Raw genomic sequence first — 21383 nt, 5'->3', positions numbered from 1 at the left:
TGTTCCGGCTGTTGGTTTAGGCCGTATCGCGTGTGCATCTCTGCATGGGGGACGCTCCTTGTCCATTATTCATCCATTAGTGCCGGACACTGTCCGGGACGTTGTTGTCGCACGAAGTGGCCTGGGCGAATAGTGACAAAAAGTGCGTGCATCGCGGCATGGTCTTCATGTGTCGTGCGCAGCTGTGGTACAACGCCGCAGGACACAGGATTCGTCGCCCGGTTTTCGGGTACACAAGGAGGTGATGGTGTTTTCCAAGATCAGTCTCGATCAGTGGCGCGCGTTCGTCTGCACGGTCGAGTGCGGCGGTTTCCAGCAGGCCGGCGAGCACATGTACAAGTCGCAGTCGGCCATCAGCCACTCGGTCAACCGCATGGAAATGCTCCTGGGCCAGGAGCTGTTCATCATCGAAGGCCGCAAGGCCGTACTCACCTCCCTGGGCAAGGCCCTGCTGCCCCAGGCCAAGCACCTGCTGGGGGCGGCGCAGAAGCTCGAGCACCTGGCCAACCAGTACCAGCCGGGGCTGTTTACCGAGCAGGCGCTGGCGGTGGATGTGCTGTTCCCCATCGAATTGCTGCAACAGGCATTGCAGGAGTTTGCCCTGGAGTACAAGGATCACCGTATCCGCCTGTACGAAACGGCATTGTCCGGGGCCCGCGAGCTGCTGGAGGATGGCAAGGTCGAGCTGGGCATCGCCAGCAGCCTGCCTTCCGGTTACCTGCAGGAGTTCCTGCTCAATGTCTCGCTGGTCTGCGTGGTGGGGGCCAGCCACCCGCTGAGCGCGGCGCAGGGGGAGTTGAGCCTGGACGACATGAAGAACCACCGGCAGGTGGTGATCCGCGATTCCGGCACGCGCAATTCGCAGAACAGCGGCTGGCTGGGGACCTCGCAGCGCTGGACGGTGAGCAGCCTGGCGGCGGCCGAGAGCTTCGTCGAGCGGGGGATGGGCTTTGCCTGGTTGCCGGAGCATCGGGTGCAGCAGGGGCTGGCGCAAGGGCGGTTGGTGCGGGTCAACCTGCAGCATCAGCGGGAGCGGGAGGTGCCGATGTACATGGGGTATCCCGAGGAGTACCGGCACAGTCCCGAGGTGCGGTTGCTGGCGCAGATACTGCGGGAGCGGTGTCGGGAGTATCGGCCGGGGTGATTGTTGGGGCAGCTTGATGTGCGTTTCATTGCGGTGTCGATTCCAGGTCCCCGCCGTTCAAGGTGTTCTGAGTCAGCGTTTGGCTTTAGCTCGCCGGGGCCGCTACGCGGCCCTTTCGCGACACAAGGCCGCTCCCACAGGATATGTGCCGGTTCTGCCATGGCGCGGTCCCTGTGGGAGCGGCCTTGTGTCGTGAAAGGGCTGCGCAGCAGCCCCGGCCATCTCGAACACTGTCAGATGTTTCCGAACCTGAAACCAAATGCTTCAGCCGGCAAAGCTTGGGAACTATCCTACGCGCCTGCCGGAAGCTGCTGCGTTGTCGGGGAAATACCCCACGGATAACTTCACGGGGTCGCCATATCAGGTGACCGGGTGTGAGAACCCGAGGCGTAAAGTATCGGCAATCCAGTTATGGCAGCCGTGCCCGGGCAGACTTCGGTCTGGCCGAGTTTCTCTTGCGCCTCGGTTTCTCACCCCGTGCACGGCTGCCACCCTTTGTCCCGTGAGAAAGGCGCCGGAGGGCAGCATTCTTGAACTGCGCAGGAGTGTTGACCATGAAAAAGATCGTCCCAGACCCACCCCGTCTAGCCCCCTTCATCGCTATCCGCCCGACCCTCACCCGCGAAGAAGCCATGGCTGCCGCCGTCGAAGTGGCCACCGCCATTTCCGATGTCCTCGATATCTACTTCAAGACCGACCCTGGCGAAGCCCAGGACCGTCTGTTCGCCGCCAGCGACTACCTCGGCCAGCTGGCCTGTGCCTTGCTCGAACACAAGCCAGAGGTGCAGCCATGACCAACGCACGTACCGCAGGCCGGACCCGCTGCATGGACCTGTTCAAGGTCGAGCCGGGCATTCCCTTCGCGGATGCCTTCAGCGAGTTGTCGGTGCTGCTTGGCTGCATTCGCCACCTCACCTGCGAGGCCGAGATGGAAGGCGACCTGATGGCGGGCAGCGCAGCGCGCATGTTGAGTGCCATGGCCAAGGCGTTGATTGATGATATGGAGTTGGGGATGAACAACAGGACTCGATAAAACGTTGGGGCCGCTGCGCGGCCCCGACGATCCCAATGCTTCACCCGCGCAAATCACTCGGCAGGAAATCCCGCTCCGGCTCGTAGTCCAGCTTCAGATACCCCGCCAGCTCACGCAGGTCATCCGGGCTCAGGCTGCCGGCTTGTTGCTTCAGGCGCAGGCTGTCGACGATGTACGCATAGCGCGAGACGTTGTAGTCGCGCACCGCGTTGTACAGGTCGCGCTGGGCATCGAGGATATCGACGATGTTGCGGCTGCCCACCTCATACCCCGCCTCGGTGGCCCGCAACGAGCCCTGGCTGGAGATGATGCTCTGGCGCCGCGCGCGCACCTGCTCGACATCGCTGACCACCGCGCGGAAGGCGTTGCGCGACCCTTCCAGCACCTCGCGTTCGAGGCTGGTGCGGCCGTACTCGGTGCGCGCCAGCTCATGGGTGGCCTGGCGTACCCGCGCGCTGGTGCCGCCGCCGCTGAACAGCGGCAGCTTCATCTGCACCATCACCGAGCTGTCGCGCTGGTTGCCGGAGCGCTGGCCGAAGTGCGCGCTGGAATCCATCAGGTCGCTGTCGCCCTCGGCGTAGCCCATGGCCAGGTTGAAGGTCGGCAGGTGATCGGCCTTGCTGCTGCGCAGGGTCTGGCCGGCCTGGCTGACGGCGGCCTGGCTGGCGCGCAGGCGCAGGTTCTGCGCCATGGCCTGTTCGACCCAGGCCTCGGCGCGCGCGGGCACCGGCGCTTGCACCGGCAGGCTGTGGCGGATCCCGGCCAATGCCGGTTGCGCCTGCCCGGTCAGGCGCATCAGCGCCTGGTAGGCGTCTTCGCTGCGGCGCTGGCTGTCGATCAGGTTGGCGCTGGCGCGGTCGAAGCTGGCCTGGGCCGAGAGCATGTCGTTCTGGTCGGACAGGCCGGCGTCGTAGCTCAGCCGGGTCTGCTGCAACTGGCGGTCGAAGGCGCGCAGCTCGGCCTTGGCGGTGGCCAGGTTGTCCTCGGCCAGCAGGGTGTCGAAGTAGCGGCTGGCGGTGTCGAGGATCAGTTGCTGCTGGAACGCCGAGAAGTCCAGTTCGGCCTGTTCGTTCTCGGACTGCGCGGCCTTGAAGTCGAACCAGCGGCTGAGGTCGAACAGCGGCTGGTCGAGGCTCAGGCGGTACAGGCTGCCGCTGCGCTGCTCGACCCGGTGGCGGTCGCTGCGCACGTCGCCGGCCTCGGCATCCAGGGCCACCTGCGGCAGCAGGCGGGCGCGGGCCAGGGGCACGGCCTCGCGGCGGGCCAGGTAGTTCTCGCGGGCGGCGGCCATGTCGCTGTTGTGCTCGACCACCTGGGCGTACACCGACATCAGCGTCGCACGCTCGGCGGCAACGGCCTGGGCCAGGGGCGCCAGGAACAGCAGGGGCAGAAGGGTCTTACGTAGCATGTCGTTTCTCTTTATCCGGGCCGGCCGCTCCCAGGGGCAGCCGATCACGGCTGCCACAGGGGAGGGCGGGCGAAGGGGTCAGGCCGGCTGGGTGTAGGCGGCCAGTTCCTGCAGGCGTGGGTCTTCGCTGGCGCGGTGGTCCTTGGCCAGCAGCGAGTACACGGTGGGCAGGATGAACAGGGTGAACAGCGTGCCGACCAGCATGCCGATGACGATCACCAGGCCCAGGCTGAAGCGGCTGTGGGCACCGGCGCCGCTGGCCAGCAGCAGCGGGACCAGGCCCACCACCATGGCCGCGGTGGTCATCAGGATCGGCCGCAGGCGGATCTGCGCGGCGCGCTCGATGGCCGTGCGGCGGTCGAGCTGGTCGGCCTGCTGCAGCTCGTTGGCGAACTCGACCATGAGGATGCCATGCTTGCTGATCAGGCCGACCAGGGTCACCAGGCCGATCTGCGTGTAGATGTTTACCGTGGCGTAGCCCAGGTACAGCGGGATCAGCGCGCCGCACACCGACATCGGCACGCTGACCAGGATCACCAGCGGGTCGCGCAGGCTTTCGAACTGCGCCGCCAGCACCAGGTAGATGACCAGGATGGCGAAGATGAACGTCACCACCAGGGCGCTGCCTTCCTGGACGAACTGGCGGGCATCGGACAGCCAGTCATGGCTGAAGCCGGTGGGCAGGGCATTGGCCTGGGCGGCGAGGAACTGCACCGCGTCGCCGATGCTCACGCCCGGCGCCGGCACCGCCTGCAGGGTGGCCGAGTTGAGCTGGTTGAACTGGGTCAGCTTGTTGGGCTCGATCGACATGTCGAAGCTGACCAGGGTCGACAGCGGCACCTGGGCGCCGTTGGCGGCCTTGACGTACTGGCCGACCAGCATTTCCGCCGACAGGCGCTGGGCTCGTGCCACCTGCGGGATCACGTCGTAGGAGCGGCCGTCGAGGGCGAAGCGGTTGACGTAGTTCTCGCCCACCAGCACCGCCAGGGCGTCGCCGATGGCCTGCATGCTGATGCCCAGGTCGTTGGCCTTGCTGCGGTCGATGTTGATGTTGACCAGCGGGCTGTTGAAGTCCAGGTCGGAGTCGACCACGGCGAACAGGCCGCTGGCCATGGCCGCCTGCTTGATCTTGTCCATGGCGTCGAACACCACGCGGTGGTCCTGGGAACTCTGGATCACCATCTGCACCGGCAGGCCGCCGGTGGAACCGGGCAGCGGCGGCAGCTGGAAGGCGAAGATGGCCACGCCCTCGATCTCGCCCACGGCTTTCTGGATCTCGGCTTGCAACTGGTCGGCGCTGCGCTGGCGCTTTTCCCAGGTGCTCAGGTTGGCGCCGCCGAACGCGGTGCGCGGGCCGTCGTTGCCGTTGACCACCCAGGTGATGTCGGTTTCCGGGAAGGTGGCGAACAGGCGGTCCATGCGGTGCGCGTACATCTCGGTGTAGTCGATGTTGGCGTACTGCGGGGCCTTGGCCACCGCCAGCACCTGGGCCTGGTCCTCGACCGGCGCCAGCTCGCGCTGGGCGCCGAGGTAGAGGATCGGCAAGCTGACGAATACCGCCGCGGCAATTGCCAGGGTCAGCCAGCGGTGGTGCAGGGAGACGTCCAGCACGCGGCCGTAGCCCTTGCCCAGCCACTGGAAGAAGCGCTCGGCGCCACGGGCCATCGGCCCTTCGCTGGCCTGGCGGTTGAGCAGGAAGGCGCTCATCACCGGCGACAGGGTCAGCGCCACCACGCCGGACACCACCACGGCGCCGGCGAGGGTGAAGGCGAATTCCTTGAACAGCGCGCCGGTCAGCCCGCCCATCAGGCCGATCGGGGCGTACACCGCGGCCAGGGTCAGGGTCATGGCGATCACGGGGCCGGCGATCTCGCGGGCGCCGACCAAGGCTGCCTGCAACGGCGACTTGCCTTCCTCGATATGGCGGTGGACGTTCTCCACCACGACGATGGCGTCGTCCACCACCAGGCCGATGGCCAGGACCATCGACAGCAGGGTCAGCAGGTTGATGCTGAAACCGAACAGGCTCATGATCGCCGCCGCGCCGATCAGCGACAGCGGGATGGTCACCAGCGGGATCAGCACGCTGCGCAGCGAGCCGAGGAACAGGAAGATCACCACGGCGACGATCACCACGGCCTCGATCAGGGTCTTGACCACTTCATCGATGGACGCCTGGATAAAGCGCGCCACCTCGAACACGATGTTGGCGGTCATGCCCGGCGGCATGGTCTCGCGGATCTGCGGCATCATCTCTTGCACCGCGCCGACGATGGTCAGCGGGTTGCCGGCGGGGGTGGCGTGCAGGCCGATGAACACCGCCGGCTCGCCGTCCATGATGCCGCTGGTGTCATAGGAGGTGGCGCCGAGCTCGGCGGTGCCGATGTCGCTCAGGCGGATCAGCGTGTCGCCGTCGCGGCGCACCACCATCTGGCGGAACTGGTCGACGCTGGTCAGGTCGGTGTTGATGTTGATGTTGGCCGAGACGTACTGGCCCTTGGTCTGGCCGGGGGCGGCCTGGAAGTTGTTCTGGCGGATGGCCTCGGCCACGTCGCTGGCCGACAGGTTGCGCGCGGCCATGCGCGCCGGGTCCAGCCACAGGCGCATGGCCAGCTTCTGGCCGCCGAGGATCTGCGCTTCGGCCACGCCGTCGATGGCCGCCAGGCGCGGCTGCACCACGCGGGAGATATAGTCGGTGATCGCCGGCAGGCCAATGTCCTTGCTCGAGAAGCCGACGTAGATCACCGCCGTGCCTTCGCCGGAAGACTTGGCCACCACCGAGTCGTAGGCGCCTTCGGGCAGGCGGTACTTGACCTGGTTGACGGCGGCCATGATCTCGGTGAGGGCCTTGTTGGAGTCGGCGTTGAGCTTCAGGCGCACGCTGATCACGCTCTTGCCCTGGGTCGAGGTCGAGCTCAGGTAGTCGACGCCGTCGACCGAGGCCACGGCTTGCGAGATGGGCTGGGTGACGAAGCCCTGCATCAGCTGCGAGCGGGCGCCGGGGTATTCGGTGGTGATGGTGATGGTCGCGCTTTCCAGCTGCGGGTACTGGCGGATCGGCAGGTTCAGCAGCGCCAGCAGGCCAAGCATGACGATCATCGCGCAGACCACCAGGGTCAGTACCGGGCGGCGGATGAACAGGTCGGTGAATTTCATGGTGCTACAGGTCCTTTTCAGTGGCACGCAAACCCATTACTGCTGGGCCAGGTCCGGCTTGCGCGTGGTGCTGGCGGCCAGGGTGTCGTCGGTGACCCGCACCGGCATGCCGTTGCTCAGGCGGATCTGCCCGGACACCACCACGCGGTCGCCCGGGGTCAGCGCATCGAGCACCACCACGCGGTCGTCGCGGCGCGCGCCGAGCTTGACGAACACCTGCTCCACGCGCAGCGCGCCGTCCTTCTCGCGCAGCACGTACAGTGAGTTGCCGTAGGCGCTGTAGCTGATCGCCGTTTCCGGCACGCTGAGCACATCGGCGTGGCTCGGCAGCTCGATGCTGACGTTGGCGAACATGCCCGGCTTGAGTTGCTGGCCGGGGTTGTCGAGGGTCGCTTGCACCTGCATGGAGCGGGCGCCCGGGTCGATCTGCGGCTCCAGGGTGGTCACCGCGGCGACAAAGCGCTGCTGCGGCCAGGCATCGACCTTGAGGGTGATGGCCTGGCCGGCCTGCAGGGCGGCGGCGGACTGCTCGGGCAGCGGGAAGTTGACGTGCAGGCGCGACAGCTCGGTGAGGGTCACCAGGCTGTCGCCGGGGCTGACGTACTGGCCGAGGTTGACCTTGCGGATGCCCAGCACGCCGGCGAACGGGGCGCGGATGGTCTTCTGCGCGATCTGCGCCTGGACCTGGGCGATCTCGCCGAGCAACTGGTCATAGTTGGCCTGGGCCTGGTCCAGCTGGGCCTGGGTGGAGGCCAGCGGCAGCACCTTGCGCGTGCGTTCCAGGGCCAGCTTGGCGTTCTTGGCCTGGGCCTGCAGCTTGGCCAGCTCGCCGCGCTCGGGCGCGTCGTTGAGCTTGACCAGCACTTGGCCGGCGGCCACGGCCTTGCCGGCGGTGAACTCCAGCGCGGTGATGCGCCCGCCGACTTCCGGCGAGACATTGACCTGGTGCACCGCCTCCAGGGTGCCGACGGCGCTGAGCACCTGCGGCATGGGGCCGGACTGCACCCGGGCGACCGCCACCGGGGTGGCGTTGGCCTGGGCGGCGGGGGCGTCGTTGGCCACCACTGCCGGGGCGGGCAGCAGGGCCATGGCCAGCAACGACAGGGAAGTGCCGGCGGCGATCCAGTAACGGTTTTTCATTGGGCGGCTCCTTGCGCCTGGTTCTGGTTGGCACGGACCTGGATGAAGGTCTGGCGCAGCTGCTCGAGGCTCAGGGCGCCGGGGATGAGGTAACGGCCATCGATCACCAGACTGGGCACCGAACTGATGCCCAGACGCCGGCCCAGGGCCAGTTCTTCCTCGAGCATCTGCGGGGCCTGCTGGTCGAATGCCGTGGCGAAGGCCTGCGGGTCGAAGCCGGCCTCGGCGGCCACGGCCAGCACGGTGGCGCGGTCGCCGATGTTGCGGGCCTGCACCAGGTGGGCTTCCTGCAGGCGGTCGAACATACGCTCGTGGCCTTCGTTGCCGCCCAGCGCCTTGGCGGTCTGGCAGGCGAGGCCCGAGAGCAGGCCGGTGGGGTATTCGAAGTCCTGCTGGCGCATGGCTTCGATGTTGATGCGCTTGACGTCCTCGGCGCGCGAGCACGACAGCCAGTGGCTGAGGATGGTTTCCTTGGCCTTGGGCATCGAGCCGAAGCGCTCGACCATCGCCTCGCGGCTGGTCTGCAGGATGAAGCTGCGGTGCTGGATGTCCAGGTTGAGTTCGTCCTGCAACTGCTTGAGGCGCGGGGCGAGGACGAAGCACCAGCCGCAGACGACATCGTGGAAGAATTCGACTTTCAGGGGTGACATGGCAGTGATCCGGTTTCAGGGAGGGATGGCCGCACTATCCACAGCGCCCCGGCAAGAAAAAAGCGACAAAAGTGCCGCAAACCCTCTCATCCCCTTCATTGATGACCGCCCGGCCCGGCCTTGAGCGGGTAGAATGGCGCTTTTGCCTGACCGTAGCCGACATGAGCCCAGCCATCGCCACCCTCGAGCAGCACCTGCTCGCCGCCCTCGATCCCGCCCCCCGGGAGACTCGCCGCCTGTTCCATGGCCGCGGCCGTTGCTGGCCGGGGCTCGAGCAGATTACCGTCGACTGGCTCGACGGTGTGTTGCTGGTGGCGCTGTTCCGCGAGCCGCCCGAGGGCCAGCTGGCCGAGCTCGAAGCGATGCTGATGGCGCTGGCCGAGCGCCCGCAGTGGACCGGCCAGGCCATCCTGCTGCAGCACCGCTACCTGCCGGACAGCCCTGGCCAGTGGTTGTGGGGCGAGCCGTGCCAGCAGCGCGAGGTGGTCGAGGATGGCCTGAAGTACCTGCTCGACCTGGGCGTGCGCCAGAACAACGGCCTGTTCCTCGACATGCGCTATGGCCGACGCTGGGTACGCGAGCAGGCGGCCGGCAAGCGCGTACTCAACCTGTTCGCCTACACCTGCGGCTTTTCGGTGGCGGCGATCGCCGGCGGCGCCGAGCAGGTGGTCAACCTGGACATGGCCAAGTCGGCGCTGTCCCGGGGCCGCGACAATCACCGACTCAACGGCCATGACGCCTCGCGGGTCGCGTACCTGGGGCATGAGCTGTTCAAGTCATGGGGCAAGGTGCGCAAGTACGGGCCGTATGACCTGATCATCATCGACCCGCCGACCTTCCAGCGCGGCAGCTTCGTGCTGACCCAGGACTACGCCAAGATCCTTCGGCGTTTGCCGGAGTTGTTGACTGAAGGCGGTACGGTGCTGGCCTGCGTCAACGATCCGGGGATCGGGCCGCAGTTTCTCATCGAGGGGATGGCCGAGCAGGCGCCGGGGCTGGTGTTTGTCGAGCGGCTTAAGAATCCGCCGGAGTTTCCGGATGCGGATCCGGAGGGTGGCCTGAAGGCGCTGGTGTTCCGCCAGCAGGCCTGACCCGGCGAAGGGCGGTTACTTGTTGGTATAGATCTGGTCGAACACGCCACCGTCATTGAAGTGGGTCTTCTGCACGGTGCGCCAGTCGCCGAAGGTTTTTTCAACGGACAGGAAGTCGACTTTCGGGAAGCGGTCGGTGTACTTGGCCAGCACGGTGGCGTCACGCGGGCGCAGGTAGTTGTTGGCGGCGATTTCCTGGGCCTCGGGCGACCACAGATACTTCAGGTATTCCTCGGCCACGGCCTGGGTGCCTTTCTTGGCTACCACCTTGTCCACCACGCTCACCGGCGGCTCGGCCTCGGCCGACACACTCGGGTAGATCACTTCGAACTGGTCGCGGCCGAACTCGCGGGCGATCATCTCGGCCTCGTTCTCGAAGGTCACCAGCACGTCGCCGATCTGGTTGGTCATGAAGGTGGTGGTGGCGGCGCGGCCACCGGTGTCCAGGACCGGCGCCTGCTTGAACAGCTTGCCGACGAAGTCGCGGGCCTTGGTTTCGTCACCGCCCTGCTTGAGCACGTAGCCCCAGGCCGAGAGGTAGGTATAGCGGCCGTTACCCGAGGTCTTGGGGTTGGGCACGATCACCTGCACGCCGTCCTTGAGCAGGTCCGGCCAGTCCTTCAGCGCCTTGGGGTTGCCCTTGCGCACGATGAACACGGTGGCCGAGGTGAACGGCGCGCTGTTGTTCGGCAGGCGGCTCACCCAGTTGTCCGGCACCAGCTTGCCGTTGTCGGCCAGGGCGTTGATGTCGGTGGCCATGTTCATGGTGATCACGTCGGCCGGCAGGCCATCGATCACCGCGCGCGCTTGCTTGCTCGAGCCGCCGAAGGACATCTGCACATTGACCTTCTCCTTGTGCTCGGCCTCCCAGTGCTTCTGGAACGCCGGGTTGTAGTCCTTGTAGAAGTCGCGCATCACGTCGTAGGAGACGTTGAGCAGGGTCGGGGCGGCCTGGGCGAGGTTGCCCAGGGCCAGGCCCGCGGCGAGCAGCGAGGCGCTGAAGAGTTTTTTCACTGGGGGCATTCCTTGTTCTGATTCAAAGGGTTGGCGATATGCCAGCGACTATAGCGTTTGGCGCTTTGGTCGCTAAAGATCAAATGGCTCTTTGCTTATGCTTGCCCCGCCTTGGGACGCTGCCTATTGCTTCGGAAACAACGCATTGCCACAGCGCGAACAGAACGCCGCGCCATGCTCGTGGTGGTGCTTGGCGCAGGTCGGGCAGTCATGCTGCAACTGCTCGCCACGCAGGGCATTGGCCAGTTCGGCGGTGAAGATGCCGGTGGGCACGGCAATGATCGAGTAACCGGTGATCATCACCAGCGACGACAGCACCTGTCCAAGCGGCGTCTTCGGCACGATATCGCCGAAGCCTACCGTGGTCAGGGTGACAATGGCCCAGTAGATGCCCTTGGGAATGCTGGTAAAGCCGTGCTCCGGCCCTTCGATCACGTACATCAGCGTGCCGAACACCGTGACCAGGGTCGACACGCTGACCAGGAACACGATGATCTTCTGCTTGCTGCCCTGCAGCGCCGCCAGCAGGTAGTGGGCCTGCTTCAGATAGGGGCTGAGCTTGAGCACGCGGAAGATCCGCAGCATGCGGATCACCCGGATGATCAGCAGGTACTGGGCGTCGCTGTAGTACAGGGCGATGATCCCGGGCACGATCGCCAGCAGGTCGACCAGCCCGTAGAAACTGAAGGCATAGCGCAGCGGCTTGGGCGAGCAGTACAGGCGGGTGATGTACTCGGCGAGGAAGATCGCCGTGAAGCCCCACTCGATGCCGGCCAGCAGCCCGGCGTAGTTCTGGTGAATTTCGTCGATGCTGTCGAGGATCACCGTGACCAGGCTGGCGAGGATGATCAGCAGGAGGATCTTGTCGAAGCGTCTTCCAGCGACGGTGTCGGTCTGGAAGACGATGACGTAGAGCCGCTCGCGCAGGCTCGAAGGGTTGTCCATGGGCGCGTTCCATTGTGCGAATGGGCAGAGCCTAGGGGCTGTGTTTCAGCTGTGCAAGCGAGGCGCGTTACGGCGCTGGTTGAGCTGGGCCAGATGGTTGCCCAGGTGCATCAGCCAGCAGGCGGTGACGAACGGCGCGGTCAGCCCGGCGAGCGGTAGCAGGTTGAACAGTGGCTGTAGCAGCAAGGCACAGGCGATGGCGAGCAAGGTCACCCAGGGTTTCTCACCCTGGCGGCTGAAGGCCAGCGCGGCCAGTGCCGCATTGAAGCCATAAAGCCCCAACCAGGCCCCTTGCGCTTCACCGGCCAGCAGCGCGACCCCGCCGCCGATGGCCGAGCCGATCACCGCCCAGGTGGCGGCATAGGGGTTGGCGAAGTACATGCCGATGACGATCAGCAGGCCGGCCATGGGCTTGTCGAGCAGGAAGATCTGCCCCACGCCGCGCAGCAGGGCATACACAGGGTCTGCCTCGACATAGCCGTTGGCCGATGGCTCGGCCAGCAGCAGGGTGGCCCAGCCCAGCAGCACGAAGGGCGCGGTGTAGGCGACCAGCAGCTTGCCGCCGCGCTTGCGCCACTGGTGGGTGAGTATGCTCGACAGACCGCCGGCGGCGATGATCAGCGGCGGCAGGATCGCCGACCAGGGCAGCACGGCGCTGATCAGGATGCCGATCAGCACGCCGTTGTAGCAATACAGCCCGGCCTGGCGGTCGGCGCGGTCGTAGCCGCGGCGTTGGGCGGTGAGCAGGCCGGCCAGGGCGCCGAGCAGGGCGCCGCCGACCAGGTCGGGCGCGGTGAGCAGAATGGCCAGCAGGCAGCACAGGCCGCACAGGGGGTTGCGCAGCAGCAGCACCTGGCTGAAGCCGTTGAGCAAGGCCGTGGCCCAGTCCGGGCACGGGTTGACGAAATTCTTGGTGTACATGGGCAGTCGGCAAGGTGGGTGGGGGAGCGGTGGGCCTCTTTGGGCCTCGGGTTATCCGCAGTTCTGTTGCATCGGTGTACGGGGAGGGCTGCGCCCTCCTTTCGCGACACAAGGCCGCTCCCACAGGGATCGTGTGTTCAGGCCTGGGTGTGATCCCTGTGGGAGCGGCCTTGTGTCGCGAAAGGGGCGCACAGCGCCCCCGGCGATCTCAGACCAAGGTCTCGATGCGCAGCGTATTAGTCGAACCCGGCTTGCCGAAAGGCACACCGGCGGTGATCAGCAGCGTGTCGCCACGGCTGGCCATGCCTTGCGCCTGGGCGATCTCCAGCGCCGTGGAGACCACCTCGTCGACCTGGCGCAGGCGGTCGTTGACCACCGAGTGCACGCCCCAGGTCACGCTCAGGCGGCGCGCCGTGTTGAGGTTCGGCGTCAGGTTGAGGATCGGCGCCCGTGGCCGCTCGCGGGCGGCGCGCAGGGTCGAGGCCCCCGACTCGCTGTAGTTGACCAGCACCGCCACCGGCAGGATGCCGCTGATGCGACGGATCGCGCAGCTGATGGCATCGGACACCGTGGCTTCGGCCTTGGGCCGGCCGACGTCGAGCTGGGCCTGGTAGTCCGGGCCGTTCTCCACCTGGCGGATGATCTTGCTCATCATCTGCACTGCTTCCAGCGGGTAGTCGCCCGAGGCGGTCTCGGCCGACAACATCACAGCATCGGCACCTTCGGCCACGGCGTTGGCCACGTCGGTGACCTCGGCGCGGGTCGGGGCCGGGGAGAAGCGCATCGATTCAAGCATCTGCGTGGCCACCACCACCGGCTTGCCCAGCTGGCGGCAGGTGCCGATGATGCCTTTCTGGATCTGCGGCACGCTTTCGGCCGGCACTTCCACGCCCAGGTCGCCACGGGCGACCATGATCGCGTCGGACAGCTCGGCAATGGCCTGCAACTGCTCGACCGCCGAGGGCTTCTCGATCTTGGCCATCAGGTAGGCGCGCTCGCCAATCAGCTGGCGCGCCTCGACGATGTCTTCAGGACGCTGGACGAACGACAGCGCCACCCAGTCCACCCCAAGCTCCAGGCCGAAGGCCAGGTCGCGGCGGTCCTTTTCGGTCAGCGGGGAGAGGTCCAGCACCGCCTGGGGTACGTTGACGCCCTTGCGGTCGGACAGCTCGCCACCGGCCAGCACTTCGGTGTCGATGGCGTCGCCGTGCTTGGCGGTGACGCGCAGGCGCAGCTTGCCGTCATCGAGCAGCAGGTCCATGCCCGGCTCCAGCGCGGCGATGATCTCCGGATGTGGGAGGTTGACCCGGCGGCTGTCGCCCGGGGTCTTGTCCAGGTCCAGGCGCAGGGCCTGGCCGCGTTGCAGCTGGACCTTGCCGTCGGCGAAGCGGCCGACCCGCAGCTTCGGCCCCTGCAGGTCCATGAGGATGCCCAGCGGGTAGTTGAGCTGCTGCTCGACTTCGCGGATCCACTGGTAGCGCAGGGCGTGGTCGGCGTGCTCGCCGTGGCTGAAGTTGAGACGGAAGATGTTCACCCCGGCCTCGACCAGTTGGCGGATGTCATCGATGCCTTTGATCGCAGGCCCGAGGGTGGCGAGGATTTTGACTTTTTTATCAGGCGTCATGATTGCGGAGTCTCGAGGATCAGGATGGCACGGAAGTCGTTGACGTTGGTGCGGGTCGGCTCGGTGACGATCAGCGCGTCGAGGGCGGCGAAGTAGCCATAGCCGTTGTTGTTGTCCAGCTCATCGCTGGCCGACAGGCCCAGGGCCTCGGCGCAGGCGTAGCTGTCCGGGGTCATGAAGGCGCCGGCGTTGTCCTCCGAGCCGTCGATGCCGTCGGTGTCGCCGGCCAGGGCGTACACACCCGGCAGGCCCTTGAGGCTTTCGGTGAGGCTGAGCAGGAACTCGGCGTTGCGCCCGCCACGACCGTTGCCGCGCACGGTGACGGTGGTCTCGCCGCCGGAGAGGATCACGCAGGGGGCCTTGAGCGGTTGGCCGTGCAGGACGATCTGCCGGGCGATGCCGGCATGCACCTTGGCCACCTCGCGCGACTCGCCCTCCAGGTCGCCGAGGATCAGCGGGCTGAAGCCGGCTTGGCGGGCTTTCACCGCGGCGGCCTCCAGCGACTGCTGGGGCCTGGCGATCAGCTGGAAGTGGCTGCGCGCCAGGGCCGGGTCATCGGCCTTGACGGTCTCGGAGGCCGGGTTGTTGAGCCAGTCGATGACGGCCTTGGGCGCGTCGATGTTGTAGCGCTTGATGATCGCCAGGGCGTCGGCCGAGGTGCTCGGGTCGGCCACGGTGGGGCCGGAGGCGATGACCGTGGCGAGGTCACCGGGTACGTCGGAAATCGCGTAGGTGTAGACGGTGGCCGGCCAGCAGGCCTTGGCCAGGCGGCCGCCCTTGATCGCCGAGAGGTGCTTGCGCACGCAGTTCATCTCGCCGATGGTGGCGCCGGATTTGAGCAGGGCCTTGTTGATCTGCTGCTTGTCGGCCAGGGTCAGGCCTTCGGCGGGCAGGGCCAGCAGGGCCGAGCCGCCGCCGGACAGCAGGAAGATGACGCGGTCGTCTTCGCTCAGGTTGCTGACCAGGTCGAGCACGCGCTTGGCCACGGCCAGGCCTGCGGCATCGGGGACCGGGTGGGCGGCTTCGACCACTTCGATTTTCTGGCAACTGGCGCCATGGCCGTAGCGGGTGACCACCAGGCCAGAGACTTCGCCTTGCCAGCTCTTTTCGACCACTTCGGCCATGGCGGCGGCGGCCTTGCCGGCACCGATGACGATGACCCGGCCGCTACGGTCGGCGGGCAGGTGGGGTTCGAGGACCTGACGGGGGTGGGCGGCGGCGATGGCTGTGTCGAACAGCTCGCGCAGGAGTTTTTGTGGATCGACCGACATGGCAGGCTCCCAGATTCTTGTTGTTTTGCACAATCGAAAACGCCCCTGGAACTGCCTCCGTGCAGGCCGAACCAGGGGCGGGTGTTGCTCGGTGTCACCACTGGACCTGTGGTTGCAGGTCAAGCGGTGTTGGATCTGGAATCGTGGGGGCGCTTTGCGCCCCTTTCGCGACACAAGGCCGCTCCTACAGGGGATTGCGTACCGCCTGTAGAGCGGGCTGCGCAGCAGCCCCCGGATTCAAATCACTTGTCGTCGCGGATCGAGAAGTTGGCCATGTGCTCGAGGCCCTTGATCAGCGCCGAGTGGTCCCAGTTGCCGCCGCCCAGCGCCACGCAGGTGCTGAACACTTGCTGGGCGTTGGAGGTGTTGGGCAGGTTGATGCCCAGCTCCTTGGCGCCTTGCAGGGCCAGGTTCAGGTCCTTCTGGTGCAGGTTGATGCGGAAGCCCGGGTCGAAGGTGCCCTTGATCATGCGCTCGGCGTGCACTTCGAGGATCTTCGACGAGGCAAAGCCGCCCATCAGTGCTTCGCGCACCTTGGCCGGGTCCGCGCCGTTCTTGGCGGCGAACAGCAGCGCTTCGCCGACGGCCTGGATGTTCAGGGCGACGATGATCTGGTTGGCCACCTTGGCGGTCTGGCCGTCGCCGTTGCCGCCGACGCGGGTGATGTTCTTGCCCATGGCTTCGAACAGCGGCAGGGTACGCTCGAAGGCCTTCGGGCAGCCGCCGACCATGATGCTCAGGGTCGCGGCCTTGGCGCCGACTTCGCCGCCGGACACCGGGGCGTCCAGGTAGGCGGCGCCGGTGGCCTTGATCTTCTCGGCGAAGGCCTTGGTGGCGGTGGGGGAGATCGAGCTCATGTCGATTACCACCTTGTTCGGGCCGACGCCTTCGACGACGCCGTTCTCACCGAACAGGACGCTCTCGACTTGCGGGGTATCCGGGACCATGACGATGATGAACTCGGCTTCCTGGGCAACCTCTTTCGGGTTGGCCAGGGCCACGGCGCCGGCGGCGATCAGGTCGGCCGGTGCCGCGTCGTGGTGGGTGGAAACGAAGATGCTGTGACCTGCCTTTTGCAGGTTCTGGGCCATGGGCTTGCCCATGATGCCGGTGCCGAGGAAACCGATTTTAGCCATGAGAGTTCTGCCTCTTTGTATTTGTATGAACAGGCGACCAGGCCCCTGTAGGAGCGGCCTTGTGTCGCGAAAGGGGCGCGTAGCGGCCCCACGATCTCAGTCACGCCGGAAGATTGCCGGGGGCTGCTGCGCCGCCCTTTCGCGACACAAGGCCGCTCCTACAACAGTTCCGCGTGGGTCTTAAATTGCGTTGTGGGTCTTGAGCCAGCCCAGGCCCGCCTCGGTGGTGGTCTTGGGCTTGTACTCCGCGCCCACCCAGCCCTGGTAGCCGATGCGGTCCAGGTGCTCGAACAGGAAGCGGTAGTTGATCTCGCCGGTGCCCGGCTCGTGGCGGCCCGGGTTGTCGGCCAGCTGCACGTGGTTGATCAGCTTCAGGTTGGTTTCCAGGGTGCGGGCCAGGTCACCTTCCATGATCTGCATGTGGTAGATGTCGTACTGCAGGAACAGGTTGTCGCTGCCCACCTCGGCCTGGATCTCCAGGGCCTGTTTCGTGGTGTTCAGGTAGAAGCCCGGGATGTCGCGGGTGTTGATCATTTCCATGACTAGGCGGATCCCGGCGGCCTTGAGCTTGTCGGCGGCGTAGCGCAGGTTGTCGACGAAGGTCTTGCGCACGGTGGCGCAGTCCAGGCCCTCGGGGCGAATGCCGGCCAGGGCGTTGACCTGGGTGTTGCCCAGCACCTTGGCGTACTCGATGGCCTTGTCGACGCCAGCGCGGAACTCCTCGACGCGGTCGGGGTGGCAGGTGATGCCGCGCTCACCCTTGGACCAGTCGCCGGCCGGCAGGTTGAACAGCACCTGGGTCAGGCCGTGGGCGTCGAGCTGCTGCTTGATCTCGGCGGCGCTGAAATCGTACGGGAAGAGGTATTCGACACCGCTGAAACCAGCGTCGGCGGCGGCCTTGAAGCGGGCCAGGAAGTCCTGTTCGGTGAACAGCATGGACAGGTTGGCGGCGAAGCGAGGCATAAGTCGTCTCCTTGCGTTGAAGACCCCCGCGCAAGGCGCGGGGGCGTCAGGCGATCAGTCCAGCAGCGAGATGGCGGTCGGCGCGTCGTTGCCGACCAGGGCGAGGTCTTCGAACTCGTTAACCGCGTTGATCTCGGTGCCCATGGAAATGTTGGTCACGCGCTCGAGAATCACTTCGACCACCACCGGCACACGGAACTCTTCGGCCATCTTCTGCGCCTTGAGCAGGGCAGGAGCGATGTCGGCCGGTTCGAACACGCGCAGGGCCTTGCAGCCCAGGCCTTCGACCACGGCGACGTGGTCGACACCGTAGGTGGCGGCGTCGGTGGCGTTGATGTTCTCGAAGGCCAGTTGTACACAGTAATCCATGTCGAAGCCACGCTGGGCCTGGCGGATCAGGCCGAGGTAGGCATTGTTCACCAGCACGTGGACGTACGGCAGGTTGAACTGCGCGCCCACCGCCAGTTCTTCGATCATGAACTGGAAGTCGTAGTCACCGGAGAGCGCGACGACCTTGCGCTTCGGATCGGCCTTGACCACGCCGAGGGCGGCCGGGATGGTCCAGCCCAGCGGGCCGGCCTGGCCGCAGTTGATCCAGTGGCGTGGCTTGTACACGTGCAGGAACTGCGCGCCGGCGATCTGCGACAGGCCAATGGTGCTGACGTAGCAGGTGTCCTTGCCGAACACCTGGTTCATCTCTTCGTACACGCGCTGCGGCTTGACCGGCACGTTGTCGAAGTGGGTCTTGCGCTGCAGGGTGGCCTTGCGCTGCTGGCAGTCTTCCAGCCAGGCCTTGCGGCACTTGAGCTTGCCGGCGGCTTTCCACTCGCGGGCTACTTCCAGGAACACGTCCAGTGCCTTGCCAGCATCGGAAACGATACCCAGGTCCGGAGTGAATACGCGGCCGATCTGGGTCGGCTCGATGTCCACATGCACGAACTTGCGGCCTTCGGTGTAGACGTCGACGGAGCCGGTGTGGCGGTTGGCCCAGCGGTTGCCGATGCCGAACACCAGGTCGGATTTGAGCAGGGTGGCGTTGCCGTAGCGGTGCGAGGTCTGCAGGCCGACCATGCCGACCATCAGTTCGTGGTCGTCCGGGATGGTGCCCCAGCCCATCAGGGTCGGGATCACCGGCACGCCGGTCAGTTCGGCGAACTCGACCAGCTTGTCGCTGGCGTCGGCGTTGATGATGCCGCCACCGGCTACCAGCAGCGGGCGCTCGGCGTCATTGAGCAGGGCCAGGGCCTTCTCGGCCTGTACGCGGCTGGCTTGTGGCTTGTGTACTGGCAGCGGCTCGTAGGCGTCGATGTCGAATTCGATCTCGGCCATCTGTACGTCGAACGGCAGGTCGATCAGCACTGGGCCCGGGCGGCCGGTGCGCATTTCATAGAAGGCTTTCTGGAAGGCGTAGGGCACCTGACCTGGTTCCAGGACGGTGGTTGCCCACTTGGTCACCGGCTTGACGATGCTGGTGATGTCGACGGCCTGGAAGTCTTCCTTGTGCAGGCGTGCGCGCGGTGCCTGGCCGGTGATGCAGAGGATCGGGATGGAGTCGGCCGAGGCGCTGTACAGGCCGGTGACCATGTCGGTGCCGGCAGGGCCGGAGGTGCCGATGCACACACCGATGTTGCCCGGGTTGGCGCGGGTGTAGCCCTCGGCCATGTGCGAGGCACCTTCGACGTGGCGAGCGAGGACGTGATCGATGCCACCGACTTTCTTCAGGGCCGAGTACAGCGGGTTGATGGCAGCCCCCGGAATGCCGAACGCGGTATCTACACCTTCACGGCGCATGACCAGAACGGCTGCATCGATTGCTCTCATTTTGCTCATGGTTTGTGCCTCATCGATTTTGTAATTGTATACAACTTGTGTTGCGGCAGAGTGTATTCATGCTCGGCGCAAAAGGTCAATCCATTTTCGTCGGCGGCGTTGACTGAGTGGTCATTGGGCGATGAGGCGGCATTTCGTCGCACTTGGCGAGATTGAGCCAAATAATTGTATACAAAGCGTGCCTTCGTTGTGTTCTATTCTGTCTGCTGGTTTTCAACTGCCCTCAGGGCTTCTCACAACAAGAAGAGGACCTTTTCATGAACGCATTGACCCTCAAAGACGCTGTCGGCGTGGTGAACGCCGCGCTGGCCGCGGGCCGCAAGATCAACGCCGCGCCGCTGACCGTGGCGGTGCTGGATGCCGGCGGGCACCTGCTGGCGCTGCAGCGTGAGGATGGCGCCACCCTGCTGCGTCCGCAGGTGGCCATCGGCAAGGCCTGGGGCGCGGTGGCCCTGGGCAAGGGCTCGCGCCTGCTGGCGCTGGATTCGCAGCAGCGGCCGGCGTTCTATGCCGCGCTGAACGGGCTGGGCGAGCGGCCGGTGGTGCCGGTGCCGGGCGGGGTGCTGATCCGTGATCGGGACGGCAAGGTGCTGGGGGCCGTCGGGATCAGCGGCGATACCTCGGATATCGACGAGCAGTGCGCGATCAGTGCGATCGAAGAGGTGGGGCTGACGGCGGATGCGGGGGTTGCTGCGTAAGGCTCGTCATTTTGGGGCCGCTCTGCGGCCCATCGCGACACAAGGCCGCTCAGGGAAATGCGTAACCTCTGGAGCGGCCTTGTGTCGCGAACGGGCTGCACAGCAGCCCCATTGGCCCTATCAGGCCGCCTCGGGCTCGCAGCCCTTCAACACCAGGCGGATGATTGTCTCCGCCGCCGCGTCATAGTCGCTGTCGGCCAGCTTGGCCTTGCCGGTCACCACGGCGATCTGCCAGTCGAAATCCGCGTAGGTCTGCGTCGCCGCCCAGATGCTGAACATCAGGTGGTGCGGGTCGACATGGGCGATCTGACCGCGCTCGATCCAGCGCTGGATGCATTCGATGTTGTGGCGGGCCTGCTCGTTGAGCTGCTCGACCTGGCGTGGCGACAGGTGCGGCGCGCCATGCATGATCTCGCTGGCGAACACCTTGGAGGCGTGGGGCAGGTCGCGGGAGATGCGGATCTTCGAGCGGATGTACGCGCTGAGCACCTCTTTCGGATCACCGTCGGCGTTGAACGGCGTCGAGGCCTGCATGATCGGCGCGATGATGCTCTCGAGCACCTCGCGGTAGAGGTTTTCCTTCGACTTGAAGTAGTAGTACACGTTCGGCTTGGGCAGGCCGGCCTTGGCCGCGATGTCGCTGGTCTTGGTGGCGGCGAAGCCCTTGTCGGCGAATTCTTCACTGGCCGCGCGCAGGATCAGTTCCTTGTTGCGCTCGCGAATGGTGCTCATGGTGGGGGACGGTCCTTTGACGCTGCGAGCACGGATGGTAGCAAGAACCCTTGTACAAAGCATCCCACGCCCATGCCGGCCAGCCGTGCTGGCCGGCATGGATGGCATTACCTGGCTTCCCGGAATGCACAGCCCTGCAGGTCTTGCGAGCGACACTCGAAATAGATGATGCCGAAGGGACCCTCATGTCGCTTCCAGGCTGGTGCATTGGCGAGCCGGATTGGGATGTCGGGGGTGACTTCAGTACGGTAGCGCATGTCTATGCTCTGCTTTCCCGAAGTCTTGTAGGTGCAGGCGCGCAGCCTGCCTACGCCGTCGACCTTGCCATCGGATGGGTAGAATATGGCGCTGTCGAACGAGATCACGACGCTGTTCTGGTCTTTCAGCAGCCCGAGCCATTGGCCATCGCCGCTTTCTGCTCTGGCGGTGAGTACGCCGTTGGTGTTCTGGATTTCGGCCGGCGCGGGGCAGAATTCCATGGTTGCGGCCATGACGTTGCCTGCGAGCAGCGCAGGCAGAGTGAGCGAGAGTGCGTGTTTGAGCATGGGTATTCCTTGTCGTCTGAAGCACGATGGAGTGGCTTCGCTATGCTAGGAATGCCCTGCCATAGGATATGCAGGCCAGATC

Annotated in this window: 19 protein-coding genes; 5 read left to right on the top strand and 14 right to left on the bottom strand. The window is 65.8% G+C overall.

Translation table 11 applies throughout. The features are described from left to right. The first annotated feature begins 247 nt into the window (after positions 1-247). The 3 genes from AC25ND_RS02900 to AC25ND_RS02890 all read left to right on the top strand — a co-directional run bounded on the left by AC25ND_RS02900 (position 248) and on the right by AC25ND_RS02890 (position 2177). Positions 248-1144, top strand: a complete 897-nt coding sequence (locus tag AC25ND_RS02900; protein ID WP_052896062.1) for a LysR family transcriptional regulator — start codon at positions 248-250, stop codon at positions 1142-1144. A gap of 554 nt (positions 1145-1698) precedes the next feature. After that, positions 1699-1938, top strand: coding sequence for a hypothetical protein (locus tag AC25ND_RS02895; protein ID WP_036986827.1), 240 nt, complete (start codon positions 1699-1701; stop codon positions 1936-1938). A 32-nt stretch (positions 1939-1970) separates the two neighbouring features. Then, positions 1971-2177, top strand: coding sequence for a DUF3077 domain-containing protein (locus tag AC25ND_RS02890; RefSeq protein ID WP_038705692.1), 207 nt, complete (start codon positions 1971-1973; stop codon positions 2175-2177). 40 nt (positions 2178-2217) lie between these two features. Here AC25ND_RS02890 and AC25ND_RS02885 read toward each other — a convergent pair whose 3' ends face one another. The 4 genes from AC25ND_RS02885 to AC25ND_RS02870 form a co-directional block, all read right to left on the bottom strand. Then, positions 2218-3585 (bottom strand): TolC family outer membrane protein, encoded by a 1368-nt coding sequence (locus AC25ND_RS02885; protein ID WP_088851692.1) that lies wholly within the window; start codon positions 3583-3585, stop codon positions 2218-2220. A gap of 78 nt (positions 3586-3663) precedes the next feature. Then, positions 3664-6741 carry a MexW/MexI family multidrug efflux RND transporter permease subunit gene (locus AC25ND_RS02880; protein WP_028692827.1) on the bottom strand — a complete coding sequence of 1026 codons (3078 nt, stop codon included), beginning with the start codon at positions 6739-6741 and terminating at the stop codon, positions 3664-3666. A gap of 36 nt (positions 6742-6777) precedes the next feature. Next, positions 6778-7881, bottom strand: coding sequence for an efflux RND transporter periplasmic adaptor subunit (locus AC25ND_RS02875; protein ID WP_051555770.1), 1104 nt, complete (start codon positions 7879-7881; stop codon positions 6778-6780). Further along, entirely contained in the window at positions 7878-8531 is a 654-nt protein-coding gene (locus tag AC25ND_RS02870; RefSeq protein WP_349739020.1) for a DsbA family oxidoreductase, read from the bottom strand. Before AC25ND_RS02870 ends, AC25ND_RS02875 begins: the two co-directional genes overlap by 4 nt. A 161-nt stretch (positions 8532-8692) precedes the next feature. Here AC25ND_RS02870 and AC25ND_RS02865 point away from each other — a divergent pair, with 161 nt between their 5' ends. Next, entirely contained in the window at positions 8693-9622 is a 930-nt protein-coding gene (locus tag AC25ND_RS02865) for a class I SAM-dependent methyltransferase (protein WP_463402414.1), read from the top strand. A 15-nt stretch (positions 9623-9637) separates the two neighbouring features. Here the strand turns inward: AC25ND_RS02865 and AC25ND_RS02860 are convergent, their stop codons facing one another. From AC25ND_RS02860 to gcl, 8 genes are all read right to left on the bottom strand, one after another. Further along, entirely contained in the window at positions 9638-10636 is a 999-nt protein-coding gene (locus AC25ND_RS02860; protein WP_028692830.1) for a sulfate ABC transporter substrate-binding protein, read from the bottom strand. A 123-nt stretch (positions 10637-10759) separates the two neighbouring features. After that, positions 10760-11581: an ion transporter gene (locus tag AC25ND_RS02855; RefSeq protein WP_062574710.1), complete on the bottom strand. Its 822-nt coding sequence runs from the start codon at positions 11579-11581 to the stop codon at positions 10760-10762. 45 nt (positions 11582-11626) lie between these two features. Next, positions 11627-12502 (bottom strand): urea transporter, encoded by an 876-nt coding sequence (locus AC25ND_RS02850; RefSeq protein WP_213883625.1) that lies wholly within the window; start codon positions 12500-12502, stop codon positions 11627-11629. A gap of 208 nt (positions 12503-12710) precedes the next feature. Then, on the bottom strand, positions 12711-14126 hold the full coding sequence (pyk, locus tag AC25ND_RS02845) for a pyruvate kinase (protein WP_062574708.1): 1416 nt from the start codon (positions 14124-14126) through the stop codon (positions 12711-12713). Beyond that, the gene (locus AC25ND_RS02840) at positions 14123-15397 is read right to left on the bottom strand and encodes a glycerate kinase type-2 family protein (RefSeq protein ID WP_186600399.1); all 1275 of its coding nucleotides are present in this window, start codon (positions 15395-15397) and stop codon (positions 14123-14125) included. The genes pyk and AC25ND_RS02840 overlap by 4 nt, the downstream gene beginning before the upstream one ends. Before the next feature lie 242 nt (positions 15398-15639). Further along, positions 15640-16533 carry a 2-hydroxy-3-oxopropionate reductase gene (locus tag AC25ND_RS02835; RefSeq protein ID WP_028692835.1) on the bottom strand — a complete coding sequence of 298 codons (894 nt, stop codon included), beginning with the start codon at positions 16531-16533 and terminating at the stop codon, positions 15640-15642. A 180-nt stretch (positions 16534-16713) separates the two neighbouring features. Next, positions 16714-17496 carry a hydroxypyruvate isomerase gene (gene hyi / locus AC25ND_RS02830; protein WP_028692836.1) on the bottom strand — a complete coding sequence of 261 codons (783 nt, stop codon included), beginning with the start codon at positions 17494-17496 and terminating at the stop codon, positions 16714-16716. Positions 17497-17550: 54 nt separating this feature from the next. Next, complete coding sequence (gene gcl, locus AC25ND_RS02825) at positions 17551-19326, bottom strand: glyoxylate carboligase (protein WP_011532933.1); 1776 nt, start codon at positions 19324-19326, stop codon at positions 17551-17553. Between the two features lie 257 nt (positions 19327-19583). Here gcl and AC25ND_RS02820 point away from each other — a divergent pair, with 257 nt between their 5' ends. Then, positions 19584-20024 carry a GlcG/HbpS family heme-binding protein gene (locus tag AC25ND_RS02820; protein WP_028692837.1) on the top strand — a complete coding sequence of 147 codons (441 nt, stop codon included), beginning with the start codon at positions 19584-19586 and terminating at the stop codon, positions 20022-20024. A 120-nt stretch (positions 20025-20144) separates the two neighbouring features. On the opposite strand, the gene AC25ND_RS02815 is transcribed toward AC25ND_RS02820, so the two are convergent. Next, a complete protein-coding gene (locus tag AC25ND_RS02815; RefSeq protein WP_028692838.1) occupies positions 20145-20756 on the bottom strand; it encodes a TetR/AcrR family transcriptional regulator in 612 nt (203 codons plus the stop codon). A gap of 107 nt (positions 20757-20863) precedes the next feature. Further along, entirely contained in the window at positions 20864-21301 is a 438-nt protein-coding gene (locus tag AC25ND_RS02810) for a DUF3757 domain-containing protein (RefSeq protein WP_028692839.1), read from the bottom strand. Positions 21302-21383: the final 82 nt, after the last annotated feature.

The sequence above is a fragment of the Pseudomonas sp. P110(2024) genome (assembly GCF_057480795.1).
This window is presented reverse-complemented; position numbering and strand designations above follow the sequence as displayed.

Coding starts and splice junctions, on each gene's coding strand:
- pyk (WP_062574708.1), bottom strand. CDS start 14,126: ATGACGCCTGATAAAAAAGTCAAAATCCTCGCCACCCTCGGGCCTGCG.
- AC25ND_RS02865 (WP_463402414.1), top strand. CDS start 8,693: ATGAGCCCAGCCATCGCCACCCTCGAGCAGCACCTGCTCGCCGCCCTC.
- AC25ND_RS02870 (WP_349739020.1), bottom strand. CDS start 8,531: ATGTCACCCCTGAAAGTCGAATTCTTCCACGATGTCGTCTGCGGCTGG.
- AC25ND_RS02820 (WP_028692837.1), top strand. CDS start 19,584: ATGAACGCATTGACCCTCAAAGACGCTGTCGGCGTGGTGAACGCCGCG.
- AC25ND_RS02890 (WP_038705692.1), top strand. CDS start 1,971: ATGGACCTGTTCAAGGTCGAGCCGGGCATTCCCTTCGCGGATGCCTTC.
- AC25ND_RS02835 (WP_028692835.1), bottom strand. CDS start 16,533: ATGGCTAAAATCGGTTTCCTCGGCACCGGCATCATGGGCAAGCCCATG.
- AC25ND_RS02885 (WP_088851692.1), bottom strand. CDS start 3,585: ATGCTACGTAAGACCCTTCTGCCCCTGCTGTTCCTGGCGCCCCTGGCC.
- AC25ND_RS02840 (WP_186600399.1), bottom strand. CDS start 15,397: ATGTCGGTCGATCCACAAAAACTCCTGCGCGAGCTGTTCGACACAGCC.
- gcl (WP_011532933.1), bottom strand. CDS start 19,326: ATGAGCAAAATGAGAGCAATCGATGCAGCCGTTCTGGTCATGCGCCGT.
- AC25ND_RS02810 (WP_028692839.1), bottom strand. CDS start 21,301: ATGCTCAAACACGCACTCTCGCTCACTCTGCCTGCGCTGCTCGCAGGC.
- AC25ND_RS02895 (WP_036986827.1), top strand. CDS start 1,699: ATGAAAAAGATCGTCCCAGACCCACCCCGTCTAGCCCCCTTCATCGCT.
- AC25ND_RS02850 (WP_213883625.1), bottom strand. CDS start 12,502: ATGTACACCAAGAATTTCGTCAACCCGTGCCCGGACTGGGCCACGGCC.
- hyi (WP_028692836.1), bottom strand. CDS start 17,496: ATGCCTCGCTTCGCCGCCAACCTGTCCATGCTGTTCACCGAACAGGAC.
- AC25ND_RS02815 (WP_028692838.1), bottom strand. CDS start 20,756: ATGAGCACCATTCGCGAGCGCAACAAGGAACTGATCCTGCGCGCGGCC.
- AC25ND_RS02855 (WP_062574710.1), bottom strand. CDS start 11,581: ATGGACAACCCTTCGAGCCTGCGCGAGCGGCTCTACGTCATCGTCTTC.
- AC25ND_RS02875 (WP_051555770.1), bottom strand. CDS start 7,881: ATGAAAAACCGTTACTGGATCGCCGCCGGCACTTCCCTGTCGTTGCTG.
- AC25ND_RS02880 (WP_028692827.1), bottom strand. CDS start 6,741: ATGAAATTCACCGACCTGTTCATCCGCCGCCCGGTACTGACCCTGGTG.